Source organism: Kitasatospora sp. NPDC058048 (assembly GCF_042885555.1).
GTDB lineage: Bacteria > Actinomycetota > Actinomycetes > Streptomycetales > Streptomycetaceae > Kitasatospora > Kitasatospora lactacystinica.
Genome location: NZ_JBHVRT010000024.1, coordinates 74,328 through 101,021, shown reverse-complemented (window position 1 = coordinate 101,021; position 26,694 = coordinate 74,328). Strand labels below are relative to the sequence as shown.

Annotated in this window: 24 protein-coding genes and 1 tRNA gene; 18 read left to right on the top strand and 7 right to left on the bottom strand. The window is 73.2% G+C overall.

Annotated elements, in window-relative coordinates; genetic code table 11:
• Nucleotides 1–370: 370 nt before the first annotated feature.
• Both ACFVVA_RS24675 and ACFVVA_RS24670 read left to right on the top strand, forming a co-directional pair.
• A complete protein-coding gene (locus tag ACFVVA_RS24675; RefSeq protein ID WP_359899812.1) occupies nt 371–1,342 on the top strand; it encodes a sigma-70 family RNA polymerase sigma factor in 972 nt (323 codons plus the stop codon).
• 178 nt (nt 1,343–1,520) lie between these two features.
• The gene (locus ACFVVA_RS24670) at nt 1,521–1,742 is read left to right on the top strand and encodes a hypothetical protein (protein ID WP_387692678.1); all 222 of its coding nucleotides are present in this window, start codon (nt 1,521–1,523) and stop codon (nt 1,740–1,742) included.
• Between the two features lie 35 nt (nt 1,743–1,777).
• Here ACFVVA_RS24670 and mscL read toward each other — a convergent pair whose 3' ends face one another.
• From mscL to ACFVVA_RS24650, 4 genes are all read right to left on the bottom strand, one after another.
• Nucleotides 1,778–2,197 carry a large conductance mechanosensitive channel protein MscL gene (mscL, locus tag ACFVVA_RS24665; protein ID WP_387692676.1) on the bottom strand — a complete coding sequence of 140 codons (420 nt, stop codon included), beginning with the start codon at nt 2,195–2,197 and terminating at the stop codon, nt 1,778–1,780.
• A gap of 667 nt (nt 2,198–2,864) precedes the next feature.
• Nucleotides 2,865–3,182, bottom strand: a complete 318-nt coding sequence (locus ACFVVA_RS24660) for an FmdB family zinc ribbon protein (protein WP_359899804.1) — start codon at nt 3,180–3,182, stop codon at nt 2,865–2,867.
• 126 nt (nt 3,183–3,308) lie between these two features.
• Complete coding sequence (locus ACFVVA_RS24655) at nt 3,309–4,682, bottom strand: MFS transporter (RefSeq protein ID WP_387692674.1); 1,374 nt, start codon at nt 4,680–4,682, stop codon at nt 3,309–3,311.
• A 393-nt stretch (nt 4,683–5,075) separates the two neighbouring features.
• The gene (locus tag ACFVVA_RS24650) at nt 5,076–6,560 is read right to left on the bottom strand and encodes a potassium/proton antiporter (protein ID WP_387692672.1); all 1,485 of its coding nucleotides are present in this window, start codon (nt 6,558–6,560) and stop codon (nt 5,076–5,078) included.
• 239 nt (nt 6,561–6,799) lie between these two features.
• Between ACFVVA_RS24650 and ACFVVA_RS24645 the strand changes: the two genes are divergently transcribed.
• Nucleotides 6,800–9,520 carry a penicillin acylase family protein gene (locus ACFVVA_RS24645; protein WP_387692670.1) on the top strand — a complete coding sequence of 907 codons (2,721 nt, stop codon included), beginning with the start codon at nt 6,800–6,802 and terminating at the stop codon, nt 9,518–9,520.
• Nucleotides 9,521–9,583: 63 nt separating this feature from the next.
• On the opposite strand, the gene ACFVVA_RS24640 is transcribed toward ACFVVA_RS24645, so the two are convergent.
• Complete coding sequence (locus ACFVVA_RS24640) at nt 9,584–10,174, bottom strand: 5-formyltetrahydrofolate cyclo-ligase (protein ID WP_387692668.1); 591 nt, start codon at nt 10,172–10,174, stop codon at nt 9,584–9,586.
• A 63-nt stretch (nt 10,175–10,237) separates the two neighbouring features.
• Between ACFVVA_RS24640 and ACFVVA_RS24635 the strand changes: the two genes are divergently transcribed.
• From ACFVVA_RS24635 to ACFVVA_RS24590, 10 genes are all read left to right on the top strand, one after another.
• On the top strand, nt 10,238–11,173 hold the full coding sequence (locus tag ACFVVA_RS24635) for a GGDEF domain-containing protein (protein ID WP_387692666.1): 936 nt from the start codon (nt 10,238–10,240) through the stop codon (nt 11,171–11,173).
• A gap of 51 nt (nt 11,174–11,224) precedes the next feature.
• Nucleotides 11,225–12,145, top strand: a complete 921-nt coding sequence (galU, locus tag ACFVVA_RS24630) for a UTP--glucose-1-phosphate uridylyltransferase GalU (RefSeq protein WP_359899794.1) — start codon at nt 11,225–11,227, stop codon at nt 12,143–12,145.
• A gap of 34 nt (nt 12,146–12,179) precedes the next feature.
• Nucleotides 12,180–13,517 carry a gephyrin-like molybdotransferase Glp gene (gene glp / locus ACFVVA_RS24625; protein ID WP_387692664.1) on the top strand — a complete coding sequence of 446 codons (1,338 nt, stop codon included), beginning with the start codon at nt 12,180–12,182 and terminating at the stop codon, nt 13,515–13,517.
• Nucleotides 13,518–13,644: 127 nt separating this feature from the next.
• On the top strand, nt 13,645–14,085 hold the full coding sequence (moaC, locus tag ACFVVA_RS24620) for a cyclic pyranopterin monophosphate synthase MoaC (RefSeq protein ID WP_380635337.1): 441 nt from the start codon (nt 13,645–13,647) through the stop codon (nt 14,083–14,085).
• Nucleotides 14,082–14,615, top strand: coding sequence for a molybdenum cofactor biosynthesis protein B (locus ACFVVA_RS24615; RefSeq protein ID WP_387692663.1), 534 nt, complete (start codon nt 14,082–14,084; stop codon nt 14,613–14,615). Before moaC ends, ACFVVA_RS24615 begins: the two co-directional genes overlap by 4 nt.
• Nucleotides 14,612–15,238 (top strand): GNAT family N-acetyltransferase, encoded by a 627-nt coding sequence (locus ACFVVA_RS24610; protein WP_387692742.1) that lies wholly within the window; start codon nt 14,612–14,614, stop codon nt 15,236–15,238. The genes ACFVVA_RS24615 and ACFVVA_RS24610 overlap by 4 nt, the downstream gene beginning before the upstream one ends.
• A gap of 150 nt (nt 15,239–15,388) precedes the next feature.
• Nucleotides 15,389–16,390: a hypothetical protein gene (locus tag ACFVVA_RS24605; protein WP_387692661.1), complete on the top strand. Its 1,002-nt coding sequence runs from the start codon at nt 15,389–15,391 to the stop codon at nt 16,388–16,390.
• 82 nt (nt 16,391–16,472) lie between these two features.
• A tRNA-Ala gene (locus tag ACFVVA_RS24600) sits at nt 16,473–16,546 on the top strand.
• Between the two features lie 350 nt (nt 16,547–16,896).
• The gene (locus ACFVVA_RS24595; RefSeq protein ID WP_387692659.1) at nt 16,897–18,099 is read left to right on the top strand and encodes a glycosyltransferase 87 family protein; all 1,203 of its coding nucleotides are present in this window, start codon (nt 16,897–16,899) and stop codon (nt 18,097–18,099) included.
• 42 nt (nt 18,100–18,141) lie between these two features.
• On the top strand, nt 18,142–19,761 hold the full coding sequence (locus ACFVVA_RS24590) for a DUF2079 domain-containing protein (RefSeq protein ID WP_387692657.1): 1,620 nt from the start codon (nt 18,142–18,144) through the stop codon (nt 19,759–19,761).
• A gap of 66 nt (nt 19,762–19,827) precedes the next feature.
• On the opposite strand, the gene ACFVVA_RS24585 is transcribed toward ACFVVA_RS24590, so the two are convergent.
• Nucleotides 19,828–20,709, bottom strand: coding sequence for a peptidase (locus tag ACFVVA_RS24585; RefSeq protein ID WP_387692655.1), 882 nt, complete (start codon nt 20,707–20,709; stop codon nt 19,828–19,830).
• Between the two features lie 2 nt (nt 20,710–20,711).
• Nucleotides 20,712–22,040, bottom strand: coding sequence for a VWA domain-containing protein (locus ACFVVA_RS24580; RefSeq protein WP_387692653.1), 1,329 nt, complete (start codon nt 22,038–22,040; stop codon nt 20,712–20,714).
• A gap of 164 nt (nt 22,041–22,204) precedes the next feature.
• Here ACFVVA_RS24580 and ACFVVA_RS24575 point away from each other — a divergent pair, with 164 nt between their 5' ends.
• The 5 genes from ACFVVA_RS24575 to ACFVVA_RS24555 all read left to right on the top strand — a co-directional run bounded on the left by ACFVVA_RS24575 (nt 22,205) and on the right by ACFVVA_RS24555 (nt 26,575).
• Complete coding sequence (locus ACFVVA_RS24575) at nt 22,205–23,056, top strand: ATP-binding cassette domain-containing protein (protein WP_387692651.1); 852 nt, start codon at nt 22,205–22,207, stop codon at nt 23,054–23,056.
• Entirely contained in the window at nt 23,053–23,739 is a 687-nt protein-coding gene (locus tag ACFVVA_RS24570; protein WP_387692649.1) for an ABC transporter, read from the top strand. The genes ACFVVA_RS24575 and ACFVVA_RS24570 overlap by 4 nt, the downstream gene beginning before the upstream one ends.
• A 171-nt stretch (nt 23,740–23,910) precedes the next feature.
• A complete protein-coding gene (locus ACFVVA_RS24565) occupies nt 23,911–24,414 on the top strand; it encodes a DUF1269 domain-containing protein (protein WP_387692647.1) in 504 nt (167 codons plus the stop codon).
• A gap of 113 nt (nt 24,415–24,527) precedes the next feature.
• Nucleotides 24,528–24,815, top strand: a complete 288-nt coding sequence (locus ACFVVA_RS24560; RefSeq protein WP_387692645.1) for a hypothetical protein — start codon at nt 24,528–24,530, stop codon at nt 24,813–24,815.
• Nucleotides 24,816–25,015: 200 nt separating this feature from the next.
• A complete protein-coding gene (locus tag ACFVVA_RS24555; RefSeq protein ID WP_387692643.1) occupies nt 25,016–26,575 on the top strand; it encodes an amino acid permease in 1,560 nt (519 codons plus the stop codon).
• Nucleotides 26,576–26,694 lie beyond the last annotated feature (119 nt).

Here is a 26,694-nt window from a genome sequence, read left to right as displayed (position 1 = left end):
CGGCATCGTTTGTGAGGAGGACCTGCGTGTGCCGGGGTGCGTGCGGCGGCGGAAAGCGGGGAACGCGGGGAACGCCGGCGGCCGTTCGCGGGTTCAACGAGTGGGCGGCGGCAGCGTGTGGGTCGAGTGAAGACATCGCTCCCGGAACGGTCGGCCGGCGGCACGGGACGCGCCCGACCGGTCACTCAGCGTTCGAGGCCGGGGTGAAAACCGGCAGGATACTGCATCGCCGGGAAGAATCTGAGTGACTTGGGAATGTTGTCCGGATTCTGTTCGTTGGATCGTTACGTGTGTGCCTCCAGGGGCCCGCACTTCTTGCCCTCACGAGGCAGGCAGGCAGACCTCGGCAATACCAGCAAAGGGAGCAAGCATGGCCACCCGTGCCGTCGTTCGCGACAGGGCCGACCGGAGTCGCGCGGCCCGCCCGACCAACCTTGAGGCCGACCGCGACCTGGTCGGCATGTACCTCGACGAGATCGCCAGGACACCCCTGCTCGATGCCGCCGAGGAGGTCGAGCTCTCGCTGCGGATCGAGGCCGGCGTGTACGCCCAGCACCTGATGGACGAGGGCGGACTCCCCGACGGCGTCACGCGCGAGGAGCTGGAGACGATAGCCGCCGACGCCGAGCGCGCCAAGGACGTCTTCATCCGGTCCAACCTCCGGCTCGTGGTCGCCGTCGCCCGTCGCTACCCGCGCAGCGGCCTGCCGCTGCTGGACCTCATCCAGGAGGGCAACGCGGGCCTGGTGCGCGCCGTCGAGAAGTTCGACTACGCCAAGGGCTTCAAGTTCTCCACGTACGCGACGTGGTGGATCCGGCAGGCGATCACCCGGTCCATCGCCGACCAGTCCCGCACCATCCGGCTGCCCGTGCACCTGGTGGAGGAGCTCGGGCGGATCCGGCGGGTGCAGCGGGAGAAGTCCAAGGAGCTGGGCCGTGAGGCGGAGCCGGCCGAGATCGCGGCCGAGCTGGACACCACCGAGGCCCGGATCAAGGACGTACTGGACTGGGCGCGCGACCCGGTCAGCCTCAACATGTCGGTCGACGACGAGGGCGAGACCCAGTTCGGTGACCTCGTCGAGGACACCGGGGCCACGTCCCCCGAGGACGCCGTGATGGTCATGCTCCGCCGCGAGGAACTGGACGACCTGATCGGGCGGTTGGACGACCGCACCGCCTCGATCATCCGCTCCCGCTACGGGATGGAGGACGGCCGCGAGCGCACCCTCACCGAGGTGGGCAAGCAGCACGGCCTCACCCGCGAGCGGATCCGCCAGATCGAGAAGCACGCGCTGGCCGAGCTGAAGAAGATCGCCGACCACGCGGGCTTCGAAGCCGCCTGACAGGCCACCCGGCAGGCTGCCCGGCAGTTCCACCTGGCGGGCCGCCCGACGGACCGGCCGGGCCGATGGGCCGAGCCCTCATCCGGGCCCTGGCGCGGAGCGTTCCCGTACCGGGGCCCGAGGCGTGCCGCGGGGCTCTTAGGCTGGAGGGGAGGGACGAGTGGACGGAGTGGACGGCGTGAGCGAGCAGGGGCAGGAAAAGGGCCAGGAGCAGGCCCGGGCGCAGGAGCCCCGGGAGGCTGCGGCCGCCAAGGCCCGGCTGGTCTTCCGGGACCCGTTGGACCAGCAGTCCAGCGACGACACCGATGCGGGCTGGGGTGCCCGCCCCGGGGCGGGGGAGGGTGGTGGACGGGGGCTGGACTGGTACCTGAGCCAGCGCCCGCCGCACCACGGGGGCTGAGGAACGGGGACCGGGCGCCGACCGGCACCCGTCGGTCAGCGCAGCGGCGCGACCAGTGCGTCGCGGATCTCGGTCAGCAGGGTGACCTCCTTGGCTTCGAGGTCCGCCGTCTTCTCGGCGAGGGTCTTGCGGTGGGCCGCCAGCTTGTTCATGGGCACGATCAGAACGAAGTAGACGACCGCCGCGGTGATCAGGAACTGGAGCGCGGCGCTGAGCACCGATCCCCACAGGATGAGGATTCCGGACGTGACCTCGCCGGTCGGGCTCACCTCGCAGGGCCCCTTGAGGCAGGAACTGTAGGACGCGAGGTCCTTCGTCCCGAAGACGCCGACGAGTGGATTGATCACGCCCTTGACGAAGGCGTTGACGATGTTGGTGAAAGCCGCGCCGATGACCACGGCCACGGCGAGGTCGATGACATTTCCACGCAGCAGGAATTCCTTGAAGCCCTTCATGCCGCCTCGAACGACGAAGTCGCCCCCCGGTTACGGGTGATCTTCCGCAGCCCCGGATTGACAACCCGTCCGGCCCAGCGCGCCCCCCCTGGGGCGGCGGCAGACCGGCCCGCGCGGGCCCCAGCGCCAGCGCCGCCGCCACCGCGAGCAGCACCAGGACGGGCACCCCGGCCCGCCGTCGCACCGCACTGCGCCAGCGGTGCCACCCGCCGCACCCGCGCCGGATCGGCGGGAAGCCCGGCAGCTCCTGCCGGGGCGGTACGGCGGGCGCGGGCAGCGGGAGGGGCAGGGGCAGGGAGAAGTTCGCGGTCGTCATCGACGCACCTCCGGAGTGTCGGCGGCCCGGCCCCTCGCGGACCGGATGCCCACACGATGAGCGTTTCCGGCGAACTCGGACAGCACTTTCCCCAGGCCTGTGGAAAACCGGGCCCTGTGGACAACTTCGTTCACCCGCACGAGTTGCCCCGGCCCGTCCGGGATGACGGAAAACCCACGGGGCCGCAGCGGGGGAAGAACGGGGAAGGAGAGGAAAGAGGGGAAGGCGAGGGAGGCCGACGGCCGGAGCCGGCGGAAACGCGGAAAGGCCCGCCGTCCCCGCGTGGAAGCGGGGCCGACGGGCCTCTCCGAGGTCTGCGGGCCGTCCCGGGCCGATGGCCCGGCGCCGAGGTCAGCTCGCGGCCGGAGCCGGGCTGGACGACGACGAGGAGCCGGAGCTCGACGACGAGGACGAAGCCGAGGAGGACGTGGACGTGGCGGACGACGTCGAGGGGGTCGACGACGAACCGGCGCCCACCGTGCTGCTGGAGGACGAGCGGCTGTCGGTCCGGTAGAAGCCGGAGCCCTTGAACACGACGCCCACGGCCGAGAAGACCTTGCGGAGTCGTCCCTGGCAGTCGGGGCACGTGGTCAGCGCCTCGTCGGTGAACTTCTGCACCGCCTCCAGGCCGTTGCCGCACTCGGTGCACTGGTACTGGTACGTGGGCACTTGTCTTCCTCCTGGCACTCTCGCCTGATGAGTGCTAACGATGGTCAATGATGCGGCATTCCGCGGGATCAGTCCAGCGACTCCGGTGTGAGATGGGCCGGGCCCGGCCGCCGGACCGCCTCCCGCTCAGCCCTTGGCCGCGCCCACCAGCCGCCCGGCAGCGCCGTGCTCCGCCGGGACGTCGCCCGAACCCCGGGCCGGAGCGGTGCCCGCGACGGCCGCCCCGTGTCCCGGTGCCACCAGCAGGTGCCGCAGCGAGAGCAGCACGATCAGCCCCAGTCCGGCCCCGGCCACCGGCACCAGGAACCCGGTCGAGGGCCCGTGCCCGTCGATCAGCCGGCCCGCCGCCATCGAGCCGACGGCCAGCCCCAGCCCGATGGCGCCGGTCAGCCAGGTGAAGGCCTCCGTCTTGGCCCCGTCCGCGACCAGCGTCTCGACCAGGGTGTAGCCGCTGATCAGGGTCGGCGCGATGGCCAGTCCGCAGACCAGCCCGGCAGCGGTCAGCGCGACCAGGTTGGGCATCGCCCACAGCACCGAGCAGCCCAGCACCAGCAGCGCGTAGCTGATCAGCATCCGCTGCTGCACCGGCCGCCGCCAGGCGATCACGCCGTACAGCACGCCGGCCAGCATCGAGCCGCCGGCGAAGATCCCGTACACGGTGCCGCCGGCGTCGTGCTGCCCGACCGAGTCGGCGAAGGCGTTCACCGACACCTGCATGCCGCCGAACACCGCGCCGACCCCGAGGAAGGTCCCTGCCAGCAGGCGGACGCCGGGGGAGGCGAGCGCCGAGGCGCGCTTGGTGCCGGGCTGCGGCACGATCCGGGCCGGGGCGGTGCGCCGCTGGGCGGCGAAGGCCAGGCCGCCGACGAGGGTCAGCGCGGCCTCGGCGACCAGGGCGGTGGCCGGGTTGGCGAGGGCGGCGATGCCGGAGGCCAGGATCGGGCCGATCACGAAGGTGAACTCGTCCGTCACGGACTCGAAGGCGAAGGCGGTGCTCACCCGGGCCGCGGAGGCGTCGGAGGCGCCGTTCGCGGTGAACGTGGCCACCCAGCGGGCCCGGACCATCGCGCCGACCTGCGGAACGCTCGCACCGGCCGGGACGGCGGCCAGGAACAGGCTCCAGGCGGGCGCGTGGCCGAGCGCGAGCGCGATCAGCGCGCCGACCGCGGCCGCGTGCACCAGGACGGTCGGGACGAGCACCGCGGCCTGGCCGTAGCGGTCCGCGAGCCGCCCGGTCTGCGGCCCGACCAGGGCCTGGGCGACGGCGGCGACCGCGGTGACCGTACCGGCGGTGCCGTACGAGCCGTGGGTCCGGGTGACGAGCAGCAGGATGCCCATGCTGAGCATCGCGTACGGCAGCCGCGCGACCAGGGCGGGGGACAGGAACGTCCAGGCCCCGGGCGTGCGCAGCAGCTCGCCGTACCCGACGCGGGCGGGGGCCGGAGCTGCGGGGGTGGCCGCGTGGTCCGCGGCGGTGTCGACCGTTCGGCGCGCCGTCACGGTCGGTCCTTCCTGCTGCCTGGTAGCGCGGCAGGGCATGGTGTGGCCCCGACGGCGCCGAGAGTCGTCCTCTCGCGCGTCGACCGGGGTAGATACCGGGCCGGTCCGGCGTGGTGGCCGGGAGCCGGACCGCGGCCGCCGAGCGGTCGCGCCAACTCTGCGTCAGGCAGAAATTGGGGGTGGTCTAGCGGTGGTTATACGGATGATCGAACCATCGTATCAGTTACGCGCGTAGATACCCTGGGCCGACCCCGGCTCCTCCGGCCCGCCCCAGCCGTGACGGGCCGGAGGAGCCGGACGAGCCGGAGCGGCCGTGGCGAGCAGGAGCAGCCGTGGCGAGCAGGAGCAGCCGGTTCGAGCAGTGAAGGGGGCCGAGCCGGCCCGGCCCCGCGCTCACCGCCCGTTCAGCCACCCCGCGAGCTTGCCGCCCTTGTCCACGGCCCGCAGTCGCCGCTCCGCCGCCTCGCCGACCTCGTCCGTGGTGACCACCAGCAGCTCGTCCCCGCCGCGCAGCACCGTCGCCTTGTCCGGCACGAAGGAGTTCCCCTCCCGCACGACCAGGGTGACCGCCGCCCCCTTGGGCAGCCGCAGCTCGCTGATCTCCACGCCCGACATCTTGGAGGCGGGGGAGAGCGCGACCGACAGCAGGTGCCCGTGCAGCTTTTCCAGCGGGGCGGACTCGATGCCGAGGTCCTGGCCCATGTCGCCCTCGTCGATCCGCAGCCGCTTGGCCACCCACGGCAGGGTCGGCCCCTGGAGGAGGGTGAAGACGACGACGAGGATGAAGACGATGTTGAAGACGTCCTCGGCCCGGTGCGCGCCGGACACCACCGGGATGGTGGCCAGCACGATGGGCACCGCCCCGCGCAGTCCGGCCCAGCTGAGCAGTGCCTGCTCGCGGGCCGGCACCTTGAACGGGGTGAGCGAGACCATCACCGACAGCGGCCGGGCCAGGAACACCAGCACTCCGCCGATCACCAGCGCGGGCACCACCGCGTCGCCCATGGTCTCGGGCGTGACGAGCAGCCCGAGCAGCACGAACATGCCGATCTGCCCGATCCACGCCAGTCCGTCGGCGAAGCCCCGGACGGCGGGGCCGTGCGGCAGCTTGGAGTTCCCGAGTATCACCGCGCTGATGTAGACGGCGAGGAAGCCGGAGCCGTGCAGCAGCGCACCGCCGGCGTACGCGAGCACGGTGAGCGCCATCACGGCGATCGGGTAGAGGCCCGAGGAGGGCAGTGCGACGTGCTTGAGCCCGTAGGCGCCTATCTTTCCGACGGCGAGGCCCACCGCGGCGCCGATCGCCAGTTCGGCGGCGATCGTGCCGATCAGGACGTACCAGGTGTCCAGTTCCCCGGTGGTGGCGAAGGCGACGACCAGGATGACCACGGGCGCGTCGTTGAAGCCGGACTCGGCCTCCAGCAGGCCGGTGAGCCGGTGCGGCAGCGGGACCATCCGCAGGACGGAGAAGACGGCGGCCGCGTCGGTCGAGGAGACGATGGCGCCCAGCAGCAGCGAGGTGCGCCAGTCCAGGCCGACCAGCCAGTGCGCGCCGGCGGCGGTGGCGAAGACGCTGATGCCGACGCCGACGGTGGCGAGCACGGTCGCGGCCGGCATGACCGGCTTGATCTCCCGCCAGCTGGTCTTGAGGCCGCCCTCGGCGAGGATCACCACGAGTGCCGCGTAGCCGAGCACCTGGGTGAGCTCGGCGTTGTTGAACGTGACGCCGATCCCGTTCTGTCCCAGCGCCACGCCGATCCCGAGATAGATCAGCAGGCTCGGCAGCCCTGATCGGGTGGAGAGGCGGACGGCGCCCACCGCGAACAGCAGGATCACGGAGGACTCGAGCAGGAGCTGGTTCAGGTGGGAGACGTTCACGCAGGGGCACCTCGGGCAGGCATGGGCGGGCGGGGTGTCTGGTGGTGCTGTGGGGTGACCCGTTAAGAAGTCGTCAATGCTCCTCTTGCGGATCGTTACGCAGTCTAACATTTTGCCATATCTTTAGCTTGGTCCCCCGTTCACGGTGCCCGGCCGACTCGGCCTAATGTGGTGCCCTGTCACGGCCGCAGGCCCTGGACACGCCCGCCCGCCCCGAAGTCAGGACCGCAAGGACCCAGATGCCCCGCTCGAAGAAGTTCCGGCGCGCCCGTCTGATCGTGATCGTGCTGGTCGTGCTGCTGGTGGCCGGCACCGGCTACGGCGGCTACCGCGGGGTCTCCGCGGTCCGCGCCTCCTTCCCGGAGGTCGACGGCAGCGTCAAGGTGCCGGGCCTGAGCGCGCCCGTCGACGTCAAGCGGGACGCCAACGGCATCCCGCAGCTGTACGCCGACACCGACGAGGACCTTTTCCGCGCCCAGGGCTACGTCCAGGCGCAGGACCGCTTCTGGGAGATGGACGTCCGCCGGCACATCACGGCCGGCCGGCTCTCCGAGATGTTCGGCGACGGCCAGGTCGACACCGACGCGTTCATCCGCACCATGGGCTGGCGGCAGGTGGCGCAGAAGGAGTTCGACACCAAGCTGTCGCCGGAGACCAAGAAGCACCTCCAGGCCTACTCGGACGGCGTGAACGCCTGGCTCGCCGAGCACCCCGGCGGCTCGAAGGCCTCGCTGGAGTACGGCCTGCTCGGCGTCGTCAACAGCGGCTACCAGCCCGAGCAGTGGTCCCCGGTCGACTCGGTGGCCTGGCTCAAGGCGATGGCCTGGAACCTCTCCGGGAACCTCCAGGAGGAGATCGACCGCTCGCTGCTGGCCCAGGACTTCGGCCCCGACAAGATCGCCGAGCTGTACCCGGACTATCCGTACGCCCGCAACGGCACCATCGTGAAGACCGGCGCCGTGACCGGCGACAACTACCGTCCCGCCGACGGCTCCCCGCAGTCCGGGACGGCCGCCGGAACGGCCGCCACCGCCCAGGGCGCGGCGGCCACCAAGGCGATGCTGCAGGGCCTGACCGACCGGGTCGACTCGATGCCGCAGCTGCTCGGCCGCCCCGGCCAGGGCATCGGCTCCAACTCCTGGGTGGTCGCGGGCTCGCACACCACCACCGGCAAGCCGCTGCTGGCCAACGACCCGCACCTCGGCCCCGGCCTGCCCTCGGTCTGGTACCAGATGGGCCTGCACTGCCGGACCGCCTCCCCGGCCTGCCAGTTCGACGTCTCCGGCTTCACCTTCGCGGGCATGCCCGGCGTGATCATCGGACACAACAAGGACATCGCCTGGGGCTTCACCAACCTCGGCGCCGACGTCACCGACCTCTACCTGGAGAAGGTCACCGGCCCGGAGACCTACCAGGTGGACGGCAAGGACGTGAAGTTCGACCTCCGCAAGGAGACCATCAAGGTCGCCGGCGGGGAGGACCGCACCATCACCGTCCGCACCACCCAGACCGGCGCCCCGCTGATCTCCGACCAGAGCAGCGAGCAGCAGAACGTCGGCAAGTACGCCCCCAACGGCCAGTCCGCCCCGGACCGCGGCACCAGCGGCTACGGCGTCGCCCTCCAGTGGACGGCGCTCAGCCCCGGCAAGACCATGGACGCCGTCTTCGAACTGGACAAGGCGAAGAACTGGGACGAGTTCCGCGCCGCCGCCAAGGACTTCACCGTCCCCGCGCAGAACCTGATCTACGCCGACGCCAAGAACATCGGCTACCAGGCCCCGGGCAGCATCCCGGTCCGCGGCAAGGGCGACGGCACCCTCCCCTCGCCGGGCTGGGACTCCGCGTACCAGTGGAAGGACCCGATCCCCTTCACCGCGCTGCCCTGGAGCCTCAACCCCTCGGCCGGCTACATCGTCACCGCCAACCAGGCCGTGGTGGACCCGAGCTACAAGTACAACCTGACCAAGGACTGGGAGTACGGCACCCGCGCCAAGGAGATCACCGACCAGATCGAGGGCCTGCTCAAGAACAACGGCAAGATCTCGCCGGACGACATGCAGACCCTCCAGCTGGACAACACCAGCGTGATGGCCAAGACGCTCGTCCCACTGCTGCTCAAGCAGCCGGTCAGCGACCCGTACGTGCGCGAGGCCCAGGACCTGCTGAAGGACTGGAACTTCCACCAGGACGCCGACTCGGCCGCCGCCGCCTACTACAACGGCGTCTGGCGCCAGCTGCTGATCCTGGCCTTCGGCCAGAAGTTCCCGGCCGACCTGCGGGCCAAGGACAACTGCCTGCTGGTCCGCCAGCAGGACGACCCGACCAAGCCGGACAGCTCCACCAAGATCGTCACCGAGTGCGGCACCCGCGAGCCGGGCAAGGCCCAGCCGGACGGCGGCGACCGCTGGACCGAGGTGGTCCGCCAGCAGCTGGAGAAGCCCGACAGCTCGTGGTGGACGTACATCGACGACCAGCACAAGGAGCAGAAGGGCCTGAACAACCTGCTCCAGGAGGCGATGAAGAACGCCCGCCAGGAGCTGACCTCGCTGCTCAGCAAGGACGTCTCCACCTGGAGCTGGGGCCGCCTGCACAAGCTGGAGCTGCGCGAGCAGACCCTCGGCACCGACAACTCCTCGATCGCCTCCGGCGCGGTGCACAAGCTGCTCAACCGCGGCCCGTACCGGCTCTCCGGCGGCTCGGCGGCGGTCGACGCGGCCGGCTGGAACGCGGCGGCCGGCTACCAGGTGGACTGGATCCCGTCGATGCGCATGGTGGTCGACCTGAACGACCTCGACTCCTCGCGCTGGATCAACGTCGGCGGCGCCTCCGGCCACGCCTTCCACGACAACTACAACGACCAGACCGACCTCTGGCTCAAGGGCAAGCTGCTGACCTGGTCCTACTCGCCGGACGCGGTCGAGAAGGCCACCAAGCACAAGCTGGTGCTCACCACCGGCTGACGCCCGTACGGCCCGGCCACCGGCGGCCCCGTTCCCCCCGAGGGAGCGGGGCCTCCGCCGTTCTCACCCCAGCCTGCGCACCCCCGAGGGCAGCACCGCCAGGTCCACCGGCCGGTCGTGCGGCTCGGCCGGCACCCGCTCCAGCAGCTCGTGCTCGTACAGCAGCACCGCCAGCACCGGCCGCGCGCCCGCCCGCGCCAGCCGGGCCAGCACCCGGTCGTAGCTGCCGCCGCCCCGGCCCAGCCGCAGCCCGGAGCGGTCCACCGCCAGGCCCGGCAGCAGCACCACCGCGGCCCCGGTCACCGCCTGCGGCCCGAGCCGCGGGCCGACCGGCTCCAGCAGCCCGCGTCCGGCCGGGGCCAGCGCGTCGGGCCCCGCGTACTCGGCCCAGTCCAGGTCGTTGTCCGCCAGCAGCACCGGCAGCAGCACCCGCACCCCGCGCGCCCGCAGCGCGTCCAGCAGCGGCCGCGTCCCGGGTTCGGCGCCCACCGAGACATAGGCGGCCACCGTGGCGCCCGCGGCGGCCAGCTCCCCGGCGTGCGCGGCCAGCGCGCCGGCGGCCGCCGCGCGCTCCTCGGCGGCCAGTTCGCGCCGTTGCGTCAACAGCCGTGTCCTGAGGTCGCTCTTCTCGTTGGGCATCCGATCCTCGTTCATCCGATCCTCCTGGCCTGCGCACCGTCGACGCGCAGAGCCTGACACGCGAAAGGGCACCCCCCATTGACCACCCCGCTGCTGGTCCAGGCCCTGGCCGCACTGAGCGTCCCCGCACTGGCCGGCGCCACCGCCCTCGGACTGCGCGGACGGCGGGAGCGGGCCGGGGCCGCCGCCGGGGCCCAGCGGCTGCGCGGGCGGATCGCCGAACTGGAGGAGCGCTGCGCCGAGCTGGAGCGCACCGCCTCCTGCGACCCGCTCACCGGTGTGTGGAACTACCGCCACCTCCAGCTCACCCTGGACCGGGAGATCGAACGGGCCCGCCGCGCCGAGCACACCGAGCAGGCCGACGGCCCGCGCCCGCTCGCCGTGCTGATGCTGGCCATCACCGGCTTCGACGCGGTCGTCGCCGAGCACGGCCGGGCCCGGGCGGGCGCGGTGCTGCGCGACCTCGCCCAGCGGCTCGCGATGGAGATCCGCCGGGCCGACACCCTCGGCCGCTACGGCGGCGAGGAGTTCCTGGTGGTGCTGCCGGACACCGGGGCCGAGGGCGCCGCGCAGGTCGCCGAGCGGCTGGTCTGGTCGGTCCGCCGGCACCTGCTGCTGGACTGGTCCTCCGGCCCGCGCGAGTCCCGCCCCGCCGCCGGCAACGGCCTGACCGCCGCCGCCGGCATCGCCGTGCTGCCCGAGGACGGCACCCACGCGGCCGTCCTGCTGCGCGCCGCCGACGCGGCGCTCGCCGCGGCCCGGGCGGCCGGCGGCGACTGCTGGCGGCTCTCGTCCCGGCAGCCCGGGGAATCCGGCCGCCCGGGAACCGATGGCCCCCGAACCGACCGCTCCGAGCAGGCCGGTTGCCCGTCCGATCACGGACCGGATGCCGAACGTGACCGTTCGGGAAAGGCGGGTAGTCTGTCGGCCTGTGTCGGCCGGGACCCCCTCGCCCAGCCGGTCGCGACCCATACGCCAGCCACTGTGGCCGGGCCCCGCGACGTGCTGTCCTAGCCGCCGCCGGTGATCGGCCGGGGCGAAAACGTGCCTGAGTAAGGTAAACGCATGACGACGACCAACTCCCGAGTTCCGGTAACCAAGGCCGTGGTACCCGCGGCCGGACTGGGCACCCGCTTCCTCCCGGCGACCAAGGCCACCCCGAAGGAGATGCTCCCGGTCGTCGACAAGCCGGCGATCCAGTACGTCGTGGAGGAGGCCTCCGCCGCGGGCCTGTCCGACATACTGATGGTCACCGGCCGCAACAAGCGCGCCCTGGAGGACCACTTCGACCGCGCCTACGAGCTGGAGGAGCTGCTGGTCCGCAAGGGCGACGAGCAGCGCCTGGCCCGGGTCCGCGAGTCCGTCGAGCTGGCCAACATGCACTACGTCCGCCAGGGCGACCCGAAGGGCCTCGGCCACGCCGTCTCGGTCGCCGAGCAGCACGTCGCCGGCCAGCCCTTCGCCGTCCTGCTCGGCGACGACCTGATCGACCCGCGCGACCCGCTGCTCTCCCGGATGATCGAGGTGCAGCAGCAGCTCGGCGGCTCGGTCGTCGCCCTGATGGAGGTCGACCCCTCCCAGATCCACCTCTACGGCTGCGCCGCCGTCAAGGCGAACGGCTTCGGCGAGGACGTCTTCCAGGTGACCGACCTGGTGGAGAAGCCGGAGCCCGGCGAGGCCCCGTCCGCCTACGCCGTGATCGGCCGCTACGTCCTCGACCCGCTGGTCTTCGACGTGCTGCGGGAGACCCCGCCCGGCCGCGGCGGCGAGATCCAGCTGACCGACGCCCTGCGCGAGCTGACCAACCGCGAGGCCGCGGACGGCGGCCAGGTGCACGGCGTGCTCTTCAAGGGCCGTCGCTACGACACCGGCGACCGCGCCGACTACCTGCGCGCTATCGTCCGTCTGGCCGCCGAACGCGAGGACCTGGGCCCGGAGTTCCGCTCCTGGCTGCGGGAGTTCGTCGGCTCCGAGATGCAGGCCTGACGCAGGACCGACCACGACAGAGAGCGAGCCGCCGATGACCGGGTCCACCGAGCCCAGCACCACGCCCAGCGCCTGCTGCGACGCCGGAGCGGACCCGGCCCCGGCGGCCCCCCGCCTCTGGACGGTGGACGAGCACCTCGCCGACGTGCTGGCCGCGGTCGGCCCGCTGCCCGCGATCGAGCTCCAGCTGCTCGAAGCCCAGGGCTGCCGGCTCGACGAGGACGTGATCGCCGACGGCGACCTGCCGCCCTTCGACAACAGCTCGATGGACGGTTACGCGGTCCGCACCCCCGACACCGAGGGCGCCACCGACACCTACCCGTCGGTGCTCTCGGTGGTCGGCGACATCGCGGCCGGCGCCGGCGAACTGCCCAGGGTCGGCCCCGGCCAGGCCGCCCGGATCATGACCGGAGCCCCGCTGCCGCCCGGCGCCCGGGCCGTCGCCCCGGTCGAATGGACCGACGGCGGCACCGGCACCGGGGTGGCCGCCGCCGCGATGACCGCGCCGGTCCCGGACGAGGAGGTCCGGGTCCTGCGCCCGGTCGCCGAGGGCGCGCACATCCGCCGCCGCGGCAGCGACGTCACGGCCGGCACCCGGGTGCTGGAGGCCGGCACCCGGCTCGGTCCCGCCCAGCTCGGCCTGCTCGCCGCGATCGGCCGGCCCACCGTGAAGGTCCGCCCGCGGCCCCGGGTCGTGGTGCTGTCCACCGGCAGCGAGCTGGTCCAGCCCGGCGAGCCGGTCGGCCCCGGGCAGATCGCCGACTCCAACAGCTTCACCCTCACCGCGGCCGCCCAGGAGGCCGGCGCCATCGCCTACCGGGTCGGCGCCGTCCCGGACGAGGCCGAGCGGCTGCGCGCCGTCCTGGAGGACCAGCTCGGCCGGGCCGACCTGATCGTCACCAGCGGCGGGGTCAGCGTCGGCGCGTACGACGTGGTCAAGGAGGTCTTCGAGTCCTACGGGGGCGTCGACTTCCGGCGCCTGCGGATGCAGCCCGGCAAGCCGCAAGGCTTCGGCCGGATCGGCGGCGCGGCCGGGGTGCCGCTGCTCGCCCTGCCCGGCAACCCGGTGAGCGCCTACATCTCCTTCGAGCTCTTCGTCCGTCCGGTCATCCGCACCATGCTCGGTGCCGCGCATGTGCACCGCCCGGTCGTCCGCGCGCTCTGCCCGGCGGCGCTGCGCTCCCCGGCCGGCCGCCGGCAGTTCCTGCGCGGCCGCTACTCGGCGGCGGACGGCACGGTGGAGCCGGTGGGCGGCGCCGGGTCGCACCTGGTCGGCGCGCTGGCCCGGGCGAACTGCCTGATCACCGTTCCCGAGGACACCACCGCGCTGCCGGCCGGCAGTGAGGTGGACGTGGTGTTGCTGGACTCCTGATCGGCTCCCCGGACCGGGGAACGGTACGGTAGCGCGGTATTCGACCTGCGCGCCCCTGGAGTTCCCCGTGACGACACCTCCCCCCGGCGACCGCCTCACCCACGTCGACGACCAGGGCGCCGCCCGGATGGTCGACGTCTCCGAGAAGGCCACCACCGCGCGCACCGCGGTGGCGGCCGGCCGGGTGCGGGTCTCCCCGCAGGTGGTCGAGCTGCTGCGCGGCGAGGGCGTGCCCAAGGGCGACGCCCTCGCGGTGGCCCGGATCGCCGGGATCATGGGCGCCAAGAAGACCCCGGACCTGATCCCGCTCTGCCACCCGATCGCGGTCTCCGGCGTCAAGGTCGACCTCGCCGTCGCGGACGACGCGGTCGAGATCACCGCCACCGTGCGGACCGCCGACCGCACCGGCGTCGAGATGGAGGCGCTGACCGCCGTCGCGGTGGCCGGGCTGACCGTCGTCGACATGGTCAAGGCGGTGGACAAGGGTGCCACGATCGAGTCCGTCCGGGTGCTGAGCAAGACGGGCGGCAAGAGCGGCGACTGGTTCGCGCCGGAGGTGGACGCGTGACGGCGCCGTCCGGCGCGGTGCCCGCCGGCAGGGCGCTGGCCGTCACGGTGTCCAACCGGGCCTCGGCCGGGGTCTACGCGGACCGGGGCGGCCCGCTGCTGGTGGCCGGCCTGACCGCGATGGGCTTCACCGCCGACGGCCCCCGGGTCGTCCCGGACGGCGAGCCGGTGGAGGCCGTGCTGCGCGAGGCCGTCGCGGCCGGTTACGACGTGGTGCTGACCACCGGCGGCACCGGCATCTCGCCGATGGACCTCACCCCCGAGATGACCGCCCGGGTGATCGACCGGGTGGTCCCCGGCATCGCCGAGGCCATCCGTGCGTACGGCCGGGAGAAGGTGCCCACCTCGGCGCTCTCCCGCGGGCTCGCCGGGCTCGCCGGACGTACCCTGATCGTCAACCTGCCGGGCTCGACCGGCGGCGTCAAGGACGGCCTGGCCGTCCTGGAGCCGTTGCTCGCCCACGCCGTCGACCAGCTCGGCGGCGGGGACCACCCCCGGCCCGACGTCCCAGCGACCGGGAGAACCCACTGAACGCCGGCTGGCCGGTAGAACTCCACGAGGGGGACGTCGTGCTGCGCCCCATCCGGGCGCGCGACCAGCGCGAGTGGCAGGAGGTGAGCCGCCGCAACCGGGACTGGCTGCGCCGCTGGGAGGCCACCGTGCCGCCCGGCCCGGCGGGTCGGGCGAGCGGCCCCCGGCCGACGTACCGGCAGATGGTCCGCTTCCTGCGCGGCGAGGCCTCGGCCGGCCGGATGCTGCCCTTCGTCGTGCTCCACAAGGGCCACCTGGTCGGCCAGTTGACCGTCGGCGGGATCACCTGGGGCTCGATGTGCTCGGCGAACATCGGGTACTGGGTGGACGAGGGCGTGGCCGGCCGCGGCATCATCCCGACCGCCGTGGCGCTTTCGGTGAACCACTGCTTCCGCACGCTCGGGCTGCACCGGATCGAGGTCTGCATCCGCCCGGAGAACGGCCCGAGTCGGCGCGTGGTGGAAAAGCTCGGCTTCCGCTCGGAGGGAATCCGGCCGCGCTATCTCCACATCGACGGCGACTGGCGCGACCACCTCGTCTACGCGCTGACCGACGAGGAGGTCCCGGAGGGGATGCTGGAGCGCTGGCGGGCGCTCAGTTCCGGGCGCGAGCGCAGTAATTGAATACATGTTCGAAAGAAATATCGATATGGCATCGAAGGGGCACCGGACCCCCACAAATAGCGGCAAAATAGTCGGAGAATCAGCTTGATCACACGACACGCCGCGCCAAATTGCTGCCAGGCCTTCCCCGGCGCCCGTACGGTGTGAATCGTGAGCAGTAGCGGCCTTATCTACGCCGTCATCGTAGGGGCCTGGGCCGCCTATCTGGTGCCGATGTGGCTCCGCAGGCAGGACGAACTCAACGAGGCGCGCCCGACGGAACGCTTCAGCACCGCCATCCGCCTGCTGGCCGGGCGTTCGGGGCTGGAGCGGCGGGCGGCCCGGGCCCTGGGCGACGAACCACGTGACGGCGAACAGAGCGACGACGGTCCTCCCGAACGGGACGGGACCTCCTCCGGCGACCCCGCGCGGGAGCCCGAACCCCCGGTGCGGCACCCGGCCGAACGGCCGGTCCCCGAGCCGCGGGCCGGCACCGAACGCCGGGCGCGGCTGCTGGCCCGCCGGCGCCGGATGGTCACCGCCCTCTTCTTCTCCTTCGCGCTCGGCGCGGTGGTCGCCGCGGTGGCCGGACTGGCCTTCCTCTGGGTCCCGGCGGTCCCGGCGGTCCTCCTCACCGTGTACATCGGCCACCTGCGCAAGCTGGAGCGCCAGCGGTACGAGGTGAAGCTCGACCGGGTCCGGGCCGCCCAGGCGGCCGAGCGGCTGCGCAAGCGCGAGCAGCAGCGCGCCGAGGCCGCGGCGCCCGGCGCCGCCCCGGCCGAGGCCCCCGCCGTCGCGGAGCCCGCCCCGGCCGCCCCCGCCGGAGGGCGGGCCGCGCGCCGGCCGCACCTGCGGCTGGCGGCCGACCCGGAGCAGGCCACCGTCTCGGTGTCCTCCGCCTCCGCGGTGGCCGAGGCGACCGAGCACGAGGAGTGGGTCGACGGCATGCGCGAGCGCGGAGCGGCCGGCCCGGACTCCTGGGAGCCGGTGCCCGTCCCGCTGCCCACCTACGTGACCGCCCCGGTCGCCCCCCGGGTCTCCCGCGGCCTCGACCTGTCGGCCCCCGGCACCTGGACCGCCGGGCGCCCCGCCGAGTCCCGCAAGACCCCGCTGTTCGACCAGTACGCCGAGCCGCACGCCCCCGAGTCGCGCCCGCGCGCGGCCAACGAATAGCCCGGGCCACCCCCCGACCGGCACCGCGACCCGGGGGGTGGTCACGGACCCCCTCCGAAAGGTGCTAGAGTTTCTTCTCGTTGGGGCTGTGGCGCAGTCCGGTAGCGCACCTCGTTCGCATCGAGGGGGTCAGGGGTTCGAATCCCCTCAGCTCCACCCAACGGACCGGCTCAGGCCGGTCGACGAAATCCCGCCGGGAGGCAACTCCCGGCGGGATTTCGCGTTTTGGGCTCCGGGTTCGGGGCCGCCGCCGCCCGGGGTCCGCTGTGGGGGAGATCACATCACCCTTCCGGGCCCGTTTCTGACGCGGCTTGGGGCTCAGAGGGGTCGGTTATGGTGGGTGGGCCCAGACGCTGACGAGGGAACGATCTGGTCTATCTCAACGGGGTGCCATCGCGGTGCGCGAGTTCGGTCTGAAACGGTGGGTGCGGCGGTCGGGTCCGGAGAATCCCGGAGGCGCAGCGGAAACCGGAAGACCGAATTCCTGGACCCTCCCGGCGGTCTGCGTGGCGGCGGTGTCGCTGGCGGTGTTCGCCTGGTTCCGGCACGGCCACGGGGCCACCATGGTCGACATGCTGGTCTACCGGGCCGAGGGCCAGGCCGTCGTCCGCGGCGAGGACCTCTACGCGATGCGGCTGCCCGGCTGGGACCTGCCGGCCACCTACCCGCCGTTCGCGGCGATGCTCTTCGTGCCGAGCACCTGGTTCGACGTGAGCACCCTGCGCGTCCTGGTGATGCTCCTCAACTACGCGCTGCTCGCCGCGGCCGTGCACCTGTCGCTCAAGCTGGCCGGCTGGCCGAAGCAGCACCGGGCGGCCGTGGTGATCCTGGCGACCGGCCTGGGCATCTGGCTGGAGCCGGTCTTCACCACCTTCCAGTACGGGCAGGTCAACCTCGGCATCCTCTGCCTGGTCCTGTGGGACCTGACCCGCCCGGACAGCCACCGCCTCAAGGGCGTGGGCATCGGCCTGGCCACCGCCATCAAGATCACCCCGGGCCTGTTCGCCGTCTACCTGTTCCTGACCGGCCGGGTCCGGGCCGCCCTGGTCTCGGCCGGCACCTTCCTGGCGGCGGGCCTGATCGGCTGGGCCGTGCTGCCCGACGCCTCGTACGGGTTCTGGACCACCTACCTCTGGGACCCGAGCCGGGTCGGTGTGACCGTCCTGGTGGACAACCAGTCGCTGCGCGGCGCTGTCTGCCGGCTGCTGGACGTCAACGACCCGGGCCTGGTCGGGCTGATCGCCTCGGCGCTGGTCGCGACCTTCGGGCTCGGCGTGGCGGTGCTCGCCGGGCGCTCCGCGCGGGTGCTGCGCCGGGCCGACGCCTGGGGCGCGGTCTGCGCCGCGCTCACCGCGCTGCTGGTCTCGCCGATCAGCTGGACCCACCACTGGGTCTGGTGCATCCCGCTCCTCGCCCTGCTGGCGGTGGAGGCCAGGACCACGGCCCGGAGGGTGCTGTTCGGCCTGACCCTGCTGGTCTTCCTCTCGCACGTGATGTGGACGGTGCCGCACCGCTGGGGCCGCGGGGTCGCCTGGTACTGGCAGCTGCCCGGCGCGATCTACCCGCCGATCGCCATCGCCGTCCTGATCGTCCTGGGCGTGCGCCTGTACCGCGCCCGGCGGCAGGCCGTGGACGCCGCCGGCGGAGGGGTCCGGGCCCTGCTGGGCGCCAGGCTGGACCGCGATCCCGCACTGACGAACCGGACCTGACGGCCGGACCCACGGACCCAGACCGGACGGATCGGACCCGACGTGACCACCCAGACCGCACCCCCGCCGCCGGCCGCCGCCGTGCCCGCCGCCCGCCGGCTGGCCGAGGCCGTCCTGCTCGGCCCGGCCCGGCGCACCCTGCTGCTCACCGCGCTCTGCTTCGCGGTGACCTGCGCCATCGGCCTGCAGGGCTGGACGTCAGTGTCGCTCGGCGGCTTCGACCTCGGCATCTTCGACCAGGGCGTGCGCGGCTACGCCCACTTCGGGCTGCCCGTCTCGACGCTGAAGAGCTTCCACCACGAGTTCCCGCCCGGCTTCTCGCTGCTCGGCGACCACTTCTCGCCGGTGCTGGCACTGCTCGCCCCGCTGTACTGGATCTGGGACGACCCGCGCTCGCTGATCATCGGGCAGTCGCTGCTGTTCGCGGCCGGGGTGCCGCTGATCCGGCGGATCGCCGGGTACGCCTTCGCCGCCGCCGAGCCGCGCACCGCCCGCCGGGCCGCCGACCTGGCCGGCCTCGCCTACGGCCTCGGCTGGCCGCTGCTGGTCGCCGCCCGGGTGGGCTTCCACGAGGTCGCCTTCGCGGTGCCGCTGACCCTGCTGATGCTGGAGCGCGGGCTGGCCCGCCGGTACGGCACGGTGGTGCTCGCCGCCGTCCTGCTGTGCTGCACCAAGGAGGACCTCGGCCTGATGGTCGGGGCGTACGGGCTGGTGCTGCTGCTGCGCACCCGCCGTACGGAGGACCGGGCGGGCCGCCTCACCGGCCTGGGGCTGCTGCTGGGCGGGCCGGTCGCCTCGGCCGTCGCCATCACCTGGCTGATCCCGGCGATGGGCGGGCAGCCGGGCTACTACTGGAACTACGGCTCGCTCGGCACGGACGGCGGGGACGCGCTGCGCAACCTGCTGCACGACCCGTTCCTGCTGGTGCAGGCCGCCTTCGACCAGCCGCTCAAGCCGCTGCTGCTGCTGTGGCTGTTCGGCACCACGCTGCTGCTGCCGCTGCGCTCGGCCACCGTGCTGTGCGCGCTGCCGCTGCTGGCCGAGCGGATCCTGTCCAGCAACCCCAACCACTGGTCGATCGCCCGGCACTACGACTCGCTGCTGTGGCCGATCCTGCTCACCGCCGCGATCGAGGTGCTGGGCCGGCTGAGCGCCGCCGGGCGGCCGGAGCGGAGCGTGCGGCGGGCCCGCCGGCTCGGCCTCGGCGCGGCCGGGATCGCGCTGGTCGCCGCGCTGCCGATCGGGCTGCTGCCGCTGGCCGTACCGTCGTCCTGGGCGCCGAAGACGAGCGAGGCGGCGCTGGTGCGGGCGGCCGCGCTGATCCCGGACGGGGCGTCCGTCGAGGCGGACAACCAGATCGCGCCGCGGCTGACCGCCCGGGCGGACGTGGTGCTGGTCGACGGCACGCCGCGCGGGCGCGAGTACGTGCTCACCCGGGGCGACAAGCGGTCCTTCCCGTTCAAGACGGACAAGGAGCAGGCCGAGCGGATCCGGCTGCTGCTGGCGCACGGCTACCGGCAGCTGTGGGCCGAGGACGGGGTGGTGCTGCTGCACCGGGAGGGCGACGAGCCGATCCCCGGTGAGCACGTGCCGGGGCCGGGCAGCGAGCCGGTCCAGGACGAGGTCCCGTCCGACGTGGGGCACAACCTCTTCCGCGGCTGACAGCCGCCACCCGCACACGCCGCGGGGCCGGCCGGAACGAGGTCCGGCCGGCCCCGCGGGGGTGCCTCAGGGGCGGTCGGAGCTGTTGTAGCTGCCGCTGTGGTGGGAGCCCTGGGCCGGGACGGCGCCGTAGTGGCCGGGCCGGTGGCCGCGCGGGTGCCGGGTCAGCTTGTAGCCGAGGACGCCGGCCAGCGCGGCCAGGAAGCCGCCGGCGATCGTCCAGTACCAGCGGCTGTTCCAGCCGGAGAACCAGCCGGTGTACCAGTGCTCCTCCTGGGCGACCGGGGCGGCCGCCTTGGCCGTGCTCGCGCCGCCGCCGACCGGCGGGACCAGCGGGGCCTTCAGCTCGCCGCCCTCCGGCTGGGCGTTGTCGGCGTCGCCCTTGGCGGCGACGTGCAGCTGGACCGAGGAGGCCAGGCCGAGGTCCGGCTGCGGGACATCGCTGACCGACAGCCGCACGTAGTAGGTGCCGGGCAGCGGGTCGCCGGACCACGGCTCGGCCCAGGTGCGGACCTCGCGCAGGGTGCAGTTCAGCGCCAGGGTGGCGGTGCTCTGCTCGGCGGTGGCGTTCTGGGTGCCGGCGGTGCACGACTGGCGCCGGCGCAGCCCGTCGAAGACCTCGACGGACCAGGTCTGCGGGCCGTGCCGGTCGGCCGTGGGGGCCAGGTTGACGGTCAGGTCGACCGTCGGGGTCTGGCCCTCGGAGGCGCCGAACGCCCAGTACAGGTAGTCACCGGTGGAGACGGAGACGTTGGCGTCCTGGCCGGGGGAGAGGTTGACCGCGGTCAGGAACGAGGTGCCGGCCTTGGTCGCCGGGGCCGGGGTGCCGTTCGCACTCGCCGAGGGGGACGGCGAGGCGGCCGAGGCCGCCGGGGCGCCCAGGGCGCTCAGGGCCAGGGCGGGCAGCAGGGCGAGGGCGGCGAGGGCGCCGCGAATCGTCGTACGCATGGTCAGTTCTCCCGCCAGACGGCGATCCGCCAGCGCGCGATCCAGCCGAAGACCAGACCGAAGGCCAGGCCGGCCAGGGTGAGGGTGAGCAGCAGGATCCAGCCGCGGCCGAGGCCCATCGCGGCGCCCTCCGGGGCGGGCGAGGCGGAGGCCAGGTCGACGGTCAGCTCCAGCGGCATGCCGGGGTCGGCCAGGACGCCGCTCTGCGGGGCCAGCGAGTTGCTGACGACCAGGCAGACGGTGGTCTCCGGCTTCTCCTTGGAGCCCTTCGAGGCGGTGGGGCTCGCGGTGACGTAGCCCTTGGAGTCGTCGGTGGACCAGCGCAGGCCGGTGGAGACCACGTCGGTGCGGCCGCTGCCGGCGTCGGTGCCGCGGACCAGCTCCTGGCCGGCCGCGCTGGTGGCCTGGAGCAGCACCCCGTAGTCCCGGGCGACCGGGCGGTCGAGGGCGACGCTGACCGAGGCGCGCAGTTCCTGGCCGGACTTGACCGGGACCTTGTAGACGCGGTGCTCGGAGAACTTCTCGCGGTCGGTGTAGACGCCCGGGGCGAGCACGGGGGCGCTCTCGCACTTGTCGGTGCCGGCGGTCTTGACCGGGGCCACCGTGTAGGTGTCGTTGGAGCGGTCGACCAGCTGCTTCACCTTGTCGGTGAGCTGCTCCTGGGTGCGGACGTCGGTGTAGGTGCCGCCGGTCGCGTTGGCGATGCAGAGCAGCTGCTGGCGGGTCTTGTCGTCGTGGGCCAGGCCCAGGGTGTCGACCACCAGGTGGATGCCCTGGGAGGCGAGCTCGCGGGCGACGTCGCACGGGTCGGGCGGGGTGCAGGTGTCCTCGCCGTCGGTGATCAGCACCACGCGGCGGGTGGTCTCGCCCTTGCCGAGGTCCTGGGCGGCGCCGCGCAGGGCCAGACCGATCGGGGTCCAGCCGGTGGGCCGCAGGGTGGCGACGGCGGTCTTGGCCTCGACCTTGTTGGTTTTGCCGACCGGGAAGAGCTGCTTGGTGTCCAGGCAGCCCTGGGCCTTGTCGTTGCCGGGGTAGTTCGCGCCCAGGGTGCGGATGCCGAACTCGGTCTCCGCGGGCAGTGCGTCGATCACCTCGTTCAGCGACTGCTGGGCCACCGAGATGCGGCTCTTGCCCTGGATGTCCGTGGCGGTCATGGAGCCGCTGACGTCCAGGACGAGGTCGACCCGGGGGGCCTCCTTGGATGCGGGGGCGGCCCCGGCTGATGGTTCGTCGGCGTGGGCGGGCAGGCCGAGGAGCAGCGAGGCGCCCGTTATCGCCAAGGCCGCCAGCAGGCTGCCGAGCCTGGTCTGTGGTCGTCGTCCGGTAGTCACCCGGCCGATCCTAGGGATCATCAGTTCATCGTGGCGAAACGAGTCCGGATCGTGCCTCAACCAGCTCCGGCGCGAACTCCGGCGCATCGGTGCGCAATTCGCTGACGCCGGGCTTACGCGCCGTGGATAGCCTTCCGTACACATCGGACGGCGGAGGGGGCGCGATGGAGCTGGCGGCGGTCGGCAAGCGGTACGGGCGGCGGGGGCGGTGGATCCTGAGCGGGGTGGACCTGGCGGTCGGGCCGGGGGAGCTGGTGCGGATCGCCGGGCGCAACGGGAGCGGCAAGTCGACGCTGCTGCGGCTGGTCGCCGGGATCGAGCGGCCCAGCACGGGGCGGGTGGTGCGGCCCGGCCCGGCGGCGTACGTGCCCGAGCGCTTCCCGCCGGCGCTGCCCTTCGACGCCTCCTCCTACCTGCTGAGGGTGGGCCGGGTGCACGGGCTGTCGGCGGAGCGGGCACGGCGGCGGGCGGGGGAGTGGCTGGACCGGTTCGGCGTCGCGGACCGGGCGGGCACGCCGCTGAGCCGGCTGTCGAAGGGCACCTGCCAGAAGGTCGCGGTCGCCCAGGCACTGCTCCCCGAGGCGCGAGTGCTGCTGCTGGACGAGGCCTGGACCGGGCTGGACCCGCAGGCGCGGGCGGTGCTGGACGAGGCGGCCGCCGAGCGGGCGGCGGCGGGCGGCACGGTGCTGTTCGTCGACCACGACCCGGCCCGGCTGGCCGGGCTGACCAGCGCCGCCTACGGGGTCGGCACGGACGGCGTGCTGCGGCCCGTCGAGGACGGTCCCCAGGAGCCGCCGCGGGACGGGCCGGTGATGGAGGTCGAGGTGGACGTCCCGGACGGCGCCCCGCTTCCTCCGCTGCTGCCGGGGGCGCCGGAGGTCACCGCGCTGGCCGGGACGGCGGTGCGGCTGGCGGTGCCGGCCGCGCACTCGGACGCGCTGCTGCGCCGGCTGCTGCTGGGCCGCCCGGCCGTCCGGGTGCTGGCGGTGCGGCGGCGCGAGGAGGGGCAGCGGTGACGGCGCGGATCGGGGCGCTGACCCGCTACCACCTGGAGCTGCTGCTGCGCTCGCACGCCTGGCTGCCGCCGTTCCTGGCGTACGCGCTGCTGCTGGTGGTCGGGGTGGCGGCGGGCGATCCGCTGCTGGGCGGCCTCGGCTTCGGCGCGGGGGTGCTGCTGCCGGTGAGCGCCTGGTACGTGCGCAGCGTGCTGAGCGCGGAGCCGCCGGCCTCGCGGGCCTGCCTGGTGGCGGCGGCGGGCCCGGTCCGGGTCCACCTGGGGGCGCTGCTGGCGGCGCTGACGGTGTCGCTGGTGCTGGCGGCCGGCCAGGTGGCGGCGGTCTGGTTCACCAGTGGGCCGGTGACCGATCCGGGGGCGCGGCAGGAGCCGGGGGCCGGGGCGGCGGTGGCGGCCGGCCTCGCGGCCTCGGTGGTCAGCGCGCTGCTGGGGGTGCTGGCCGGGGCGCTGGCGAACCGTCCGGTGCTGCTCCGCCCGCAGTACGGCATCCCGACGGCGCTGGGGCTGGCCACGCTGCTGCTGGTGGTGCCGGTCTCGCCGGCCAACACGGCGGTGCGCGGTCTGGTGGCGGCGGCCCGGACCGGGCGGATCGAGGTGCCGTGGGCGAGCCTGTCGGCCGCCGTCGTCCTGCTGGCCGCGGTGGGGGCGGGGGTGGCGGCGCTGGCCGGGCGGCGGCCGGAGTGACGGCCCCGGGACGGACCGGCGGGCCCGGGCGATTCCGCCGATGGGGGACACACCGCAGCGAATAGTCCTACATATGGACAACCCTCGCTAGGGTGCGGAATCGGGACCCGGCGCCACCGCGGTGGCACCGGGACCCGGCCGGCCTGTCCGACACCCTGGAAGGACCCCGCAGTGAGCAACCTCTTCGCGATCGCCTACCCGGACCTCGCCACCGCCCAGGCGGTGCGCGACGAGGCGATCGGGCTCCAGAAGCAGAAGCTGATCGAGCTGGAGGACGCGGTCGTCGTCGAGCGTCGCGCGGACGGCAGGATCAAGCTGCACCAGCAGGTCAGCACGACCGGGGCGGGCGCCGCGAGCGGCGCGCTCTGGGGCGGGGTCATCGGCCTGCTGTTCTTCATGCCCCTGGTGGGCGCGGCGGTCGGCGGTGCGACGGGGGCGGCGGTCGGCGCCTCCACCGACATCGGGGTGGACGACGACTTCATGCGCCAGGTCGGCGAGCACCTCCAGCCCGGCACCGCCGCGGTCTTCCTGCTGGTGCGCAAGGCGACCGCCGACAAGGTCGTCCCGGCGCTGGCCCGGTACGGCGGCCGGATCATCCAGACCTCGCTCTCGGCCGAGGCCGAGGCCGAGCTGAAGGCGACCGTCGAGGCCTCCCGGGCTCAGGCCGCCGTCTGACCCTCCGCCCGACCGCCGCTCCCGTCGGGGCGGACCAGCCCCGGCGCCGGTCCGCCCCGATCGGCATCCCCCGGCCGGCGGCACCGGGCCCTTCCTGATCCCCAGGACGGTCCGTGGCGACACCCTCCGCCGTGTCGGGATCCGCGGCCGGGCCGAGCCGGCCGGTGCCGACCGGACGCACCACCGAGCTCGTCCTGGTGATCGGCGCCGTCCTGATCGCCGTGTTCGGCTACGTCGAGGTCGGCGTCGACCTGGACGGCCATGTCCCGGCCGACGCGGCCGTCACCGGCTTCGCCTCGCAGGCGTACGGCACCACCCGGCTGGAGGGGACCGAGGACGAGCTGCTGACCGGCACCGACGGCCGGGTGGTGCCCCGGCCGCGCCGATCGCCCGGTCGGTGATGCGGGCGGTGCTCGGCGGGTGATCCCCGCGGGGCGCCGGCCTGCTGCTTTAATCGCCGGGAGGTAGAAGCGCCGTTTACGAAGTGTCCGGTTTGTACATCACTGTGCGCCAATTCGGACAATGCGCCGGTTGGGACTGTTCGTTTGCGACACTGGTGCTTTCGCCGGGTACTGTCCCATGTTTGTTCGGTTGATCCCCGATGACACCCCAGGGTGTTCCGGGTGACCAGCCACCAGGACACCCTCCCCCGCCCAGAAGGACCGCAGTTTTGGCCAGCAACACCCTTGGTGCGCGTCTGCTGCGACGCAAGCCCGTCTCGACACTGATCGCCGAGACCGAAGGCAAGAACTCCCTCCCGGCCGGTGCGCCCGAGGAGGGCGGGCGCTCCGGCATCCACCTGCGCCGCTCGATCGGGCTGTGGCAGCTGTCCTCGATCGGCATCGGCGCCACCATCGGCACCGGCATCTTCTTCGTGCTGAACACCGCGGTGCCCTCGGCCGGCCCGGCCGTCATCCTGTCCTTCGTGATCGCCGCGGTCACCGCCGGACTCACCGCGCTCTGCTACGCCGAGATGGCCTCCGCGATCCCGGTCTCCGGCTCCTCGTACTCCTACGCCTACGCCACCCTCGGCGAGGGCGTCGCCTTCGGCGTCGGCATCTGCCTGCTGATGGAGTACGGCGTCTCCGCCTCCGCGATCGCGGTGACCTGGGCCGAGTACCTGAACAAGTTCTTCGACCTGGCCTTCGGGTTCACGATCCCCGAGGAGCTCTCCGGAGCGCCGGACAGCACCCACTGGTTCAACCTGCCGGCGCTGCTGCTGGTCGCCATGGTCTGCGTCCTGCTGATCCGCGGCGTCAGCGAGTCGGTCAAGGTCAACGCGGTGATGGTCGCGATCAAGATCCTGATCCTGCTGATGTTCATCGGCGTGGCGCTCACCGGCTTCCACTCCGGCAACCTGAGCCCGTTCATGCCGCTCGGCTTCAGCGGCGTCCAGATCGCCGCGTCCAGCATCTTCTTCTCCTTCATCGGCCTGGACGCCGTGTCCACCGCCGGCGAGGAGGTCAAGAACCCGCGCCGCACCCTGCCGATGGCGATCATCATCTCGCTGGTCGTGGTGACCCTGCTCTACATCCTGGTCGCCGTGGCCGGCATCGGCGCCCAGCCCTGGCAGAAGTTCGACGGCCAGGAGGCCGGCCTCGCCCAGATCCTCCAGGACATCACCGGCCAGAGCTGGCCCGCCATGGTCTTCGCCTTCGGCGCGATCGTCTCGATCTTCAGCATCACCCTCGTGGTGATCTACGGCCAGACCCGCATCCTGTACTCGATGGGCCGCGACGGCATGCTGCCCAAGCGCTTCGCCCAGCTCTCCCCGCGTACCGGCACCCCGATCTGGAACACCATCGTGGTGGGCCTCGGCGTCGGCGCGCTGGCCGCGTTCATCCCGCTGAGGGTCCTGGCCGACATCACCAGCCTCGGCACGCTCATCGCCTTCTCGGTGGTCTCGATCGGCGTGATCGTGCTGCGCCGCACCCAGCCCGACCTGCCGCGCGGCTTCAAGGTGCCCGGCTACCCGGTCGTCCCGCTGATCAGCGTCGGCTTCTGCATCTACCTGATCACCGGCCTGCACGCCGACACCTTCCGGGCCGGGGCGATCGCCCTCGCCGTCGCCCTGGTCGTCTACTTCGGCTACAGCATCAGGCACTCCCGGCTGGAGCAGGCCGAGCAGCCGTCCGTCTCCTCGGACAGCTCCGCCGACTGACCCGGAAGCAAAACCCGGGTGAAGGGCCGTGGGGGGGCCCCCCCGCCCCCGCCCCCGGTGCCCCCCCCCCCCCCCCCCGGGAGCACAGCCCCGGCCCCCCGCCCCCCGCCCCCCCCCCA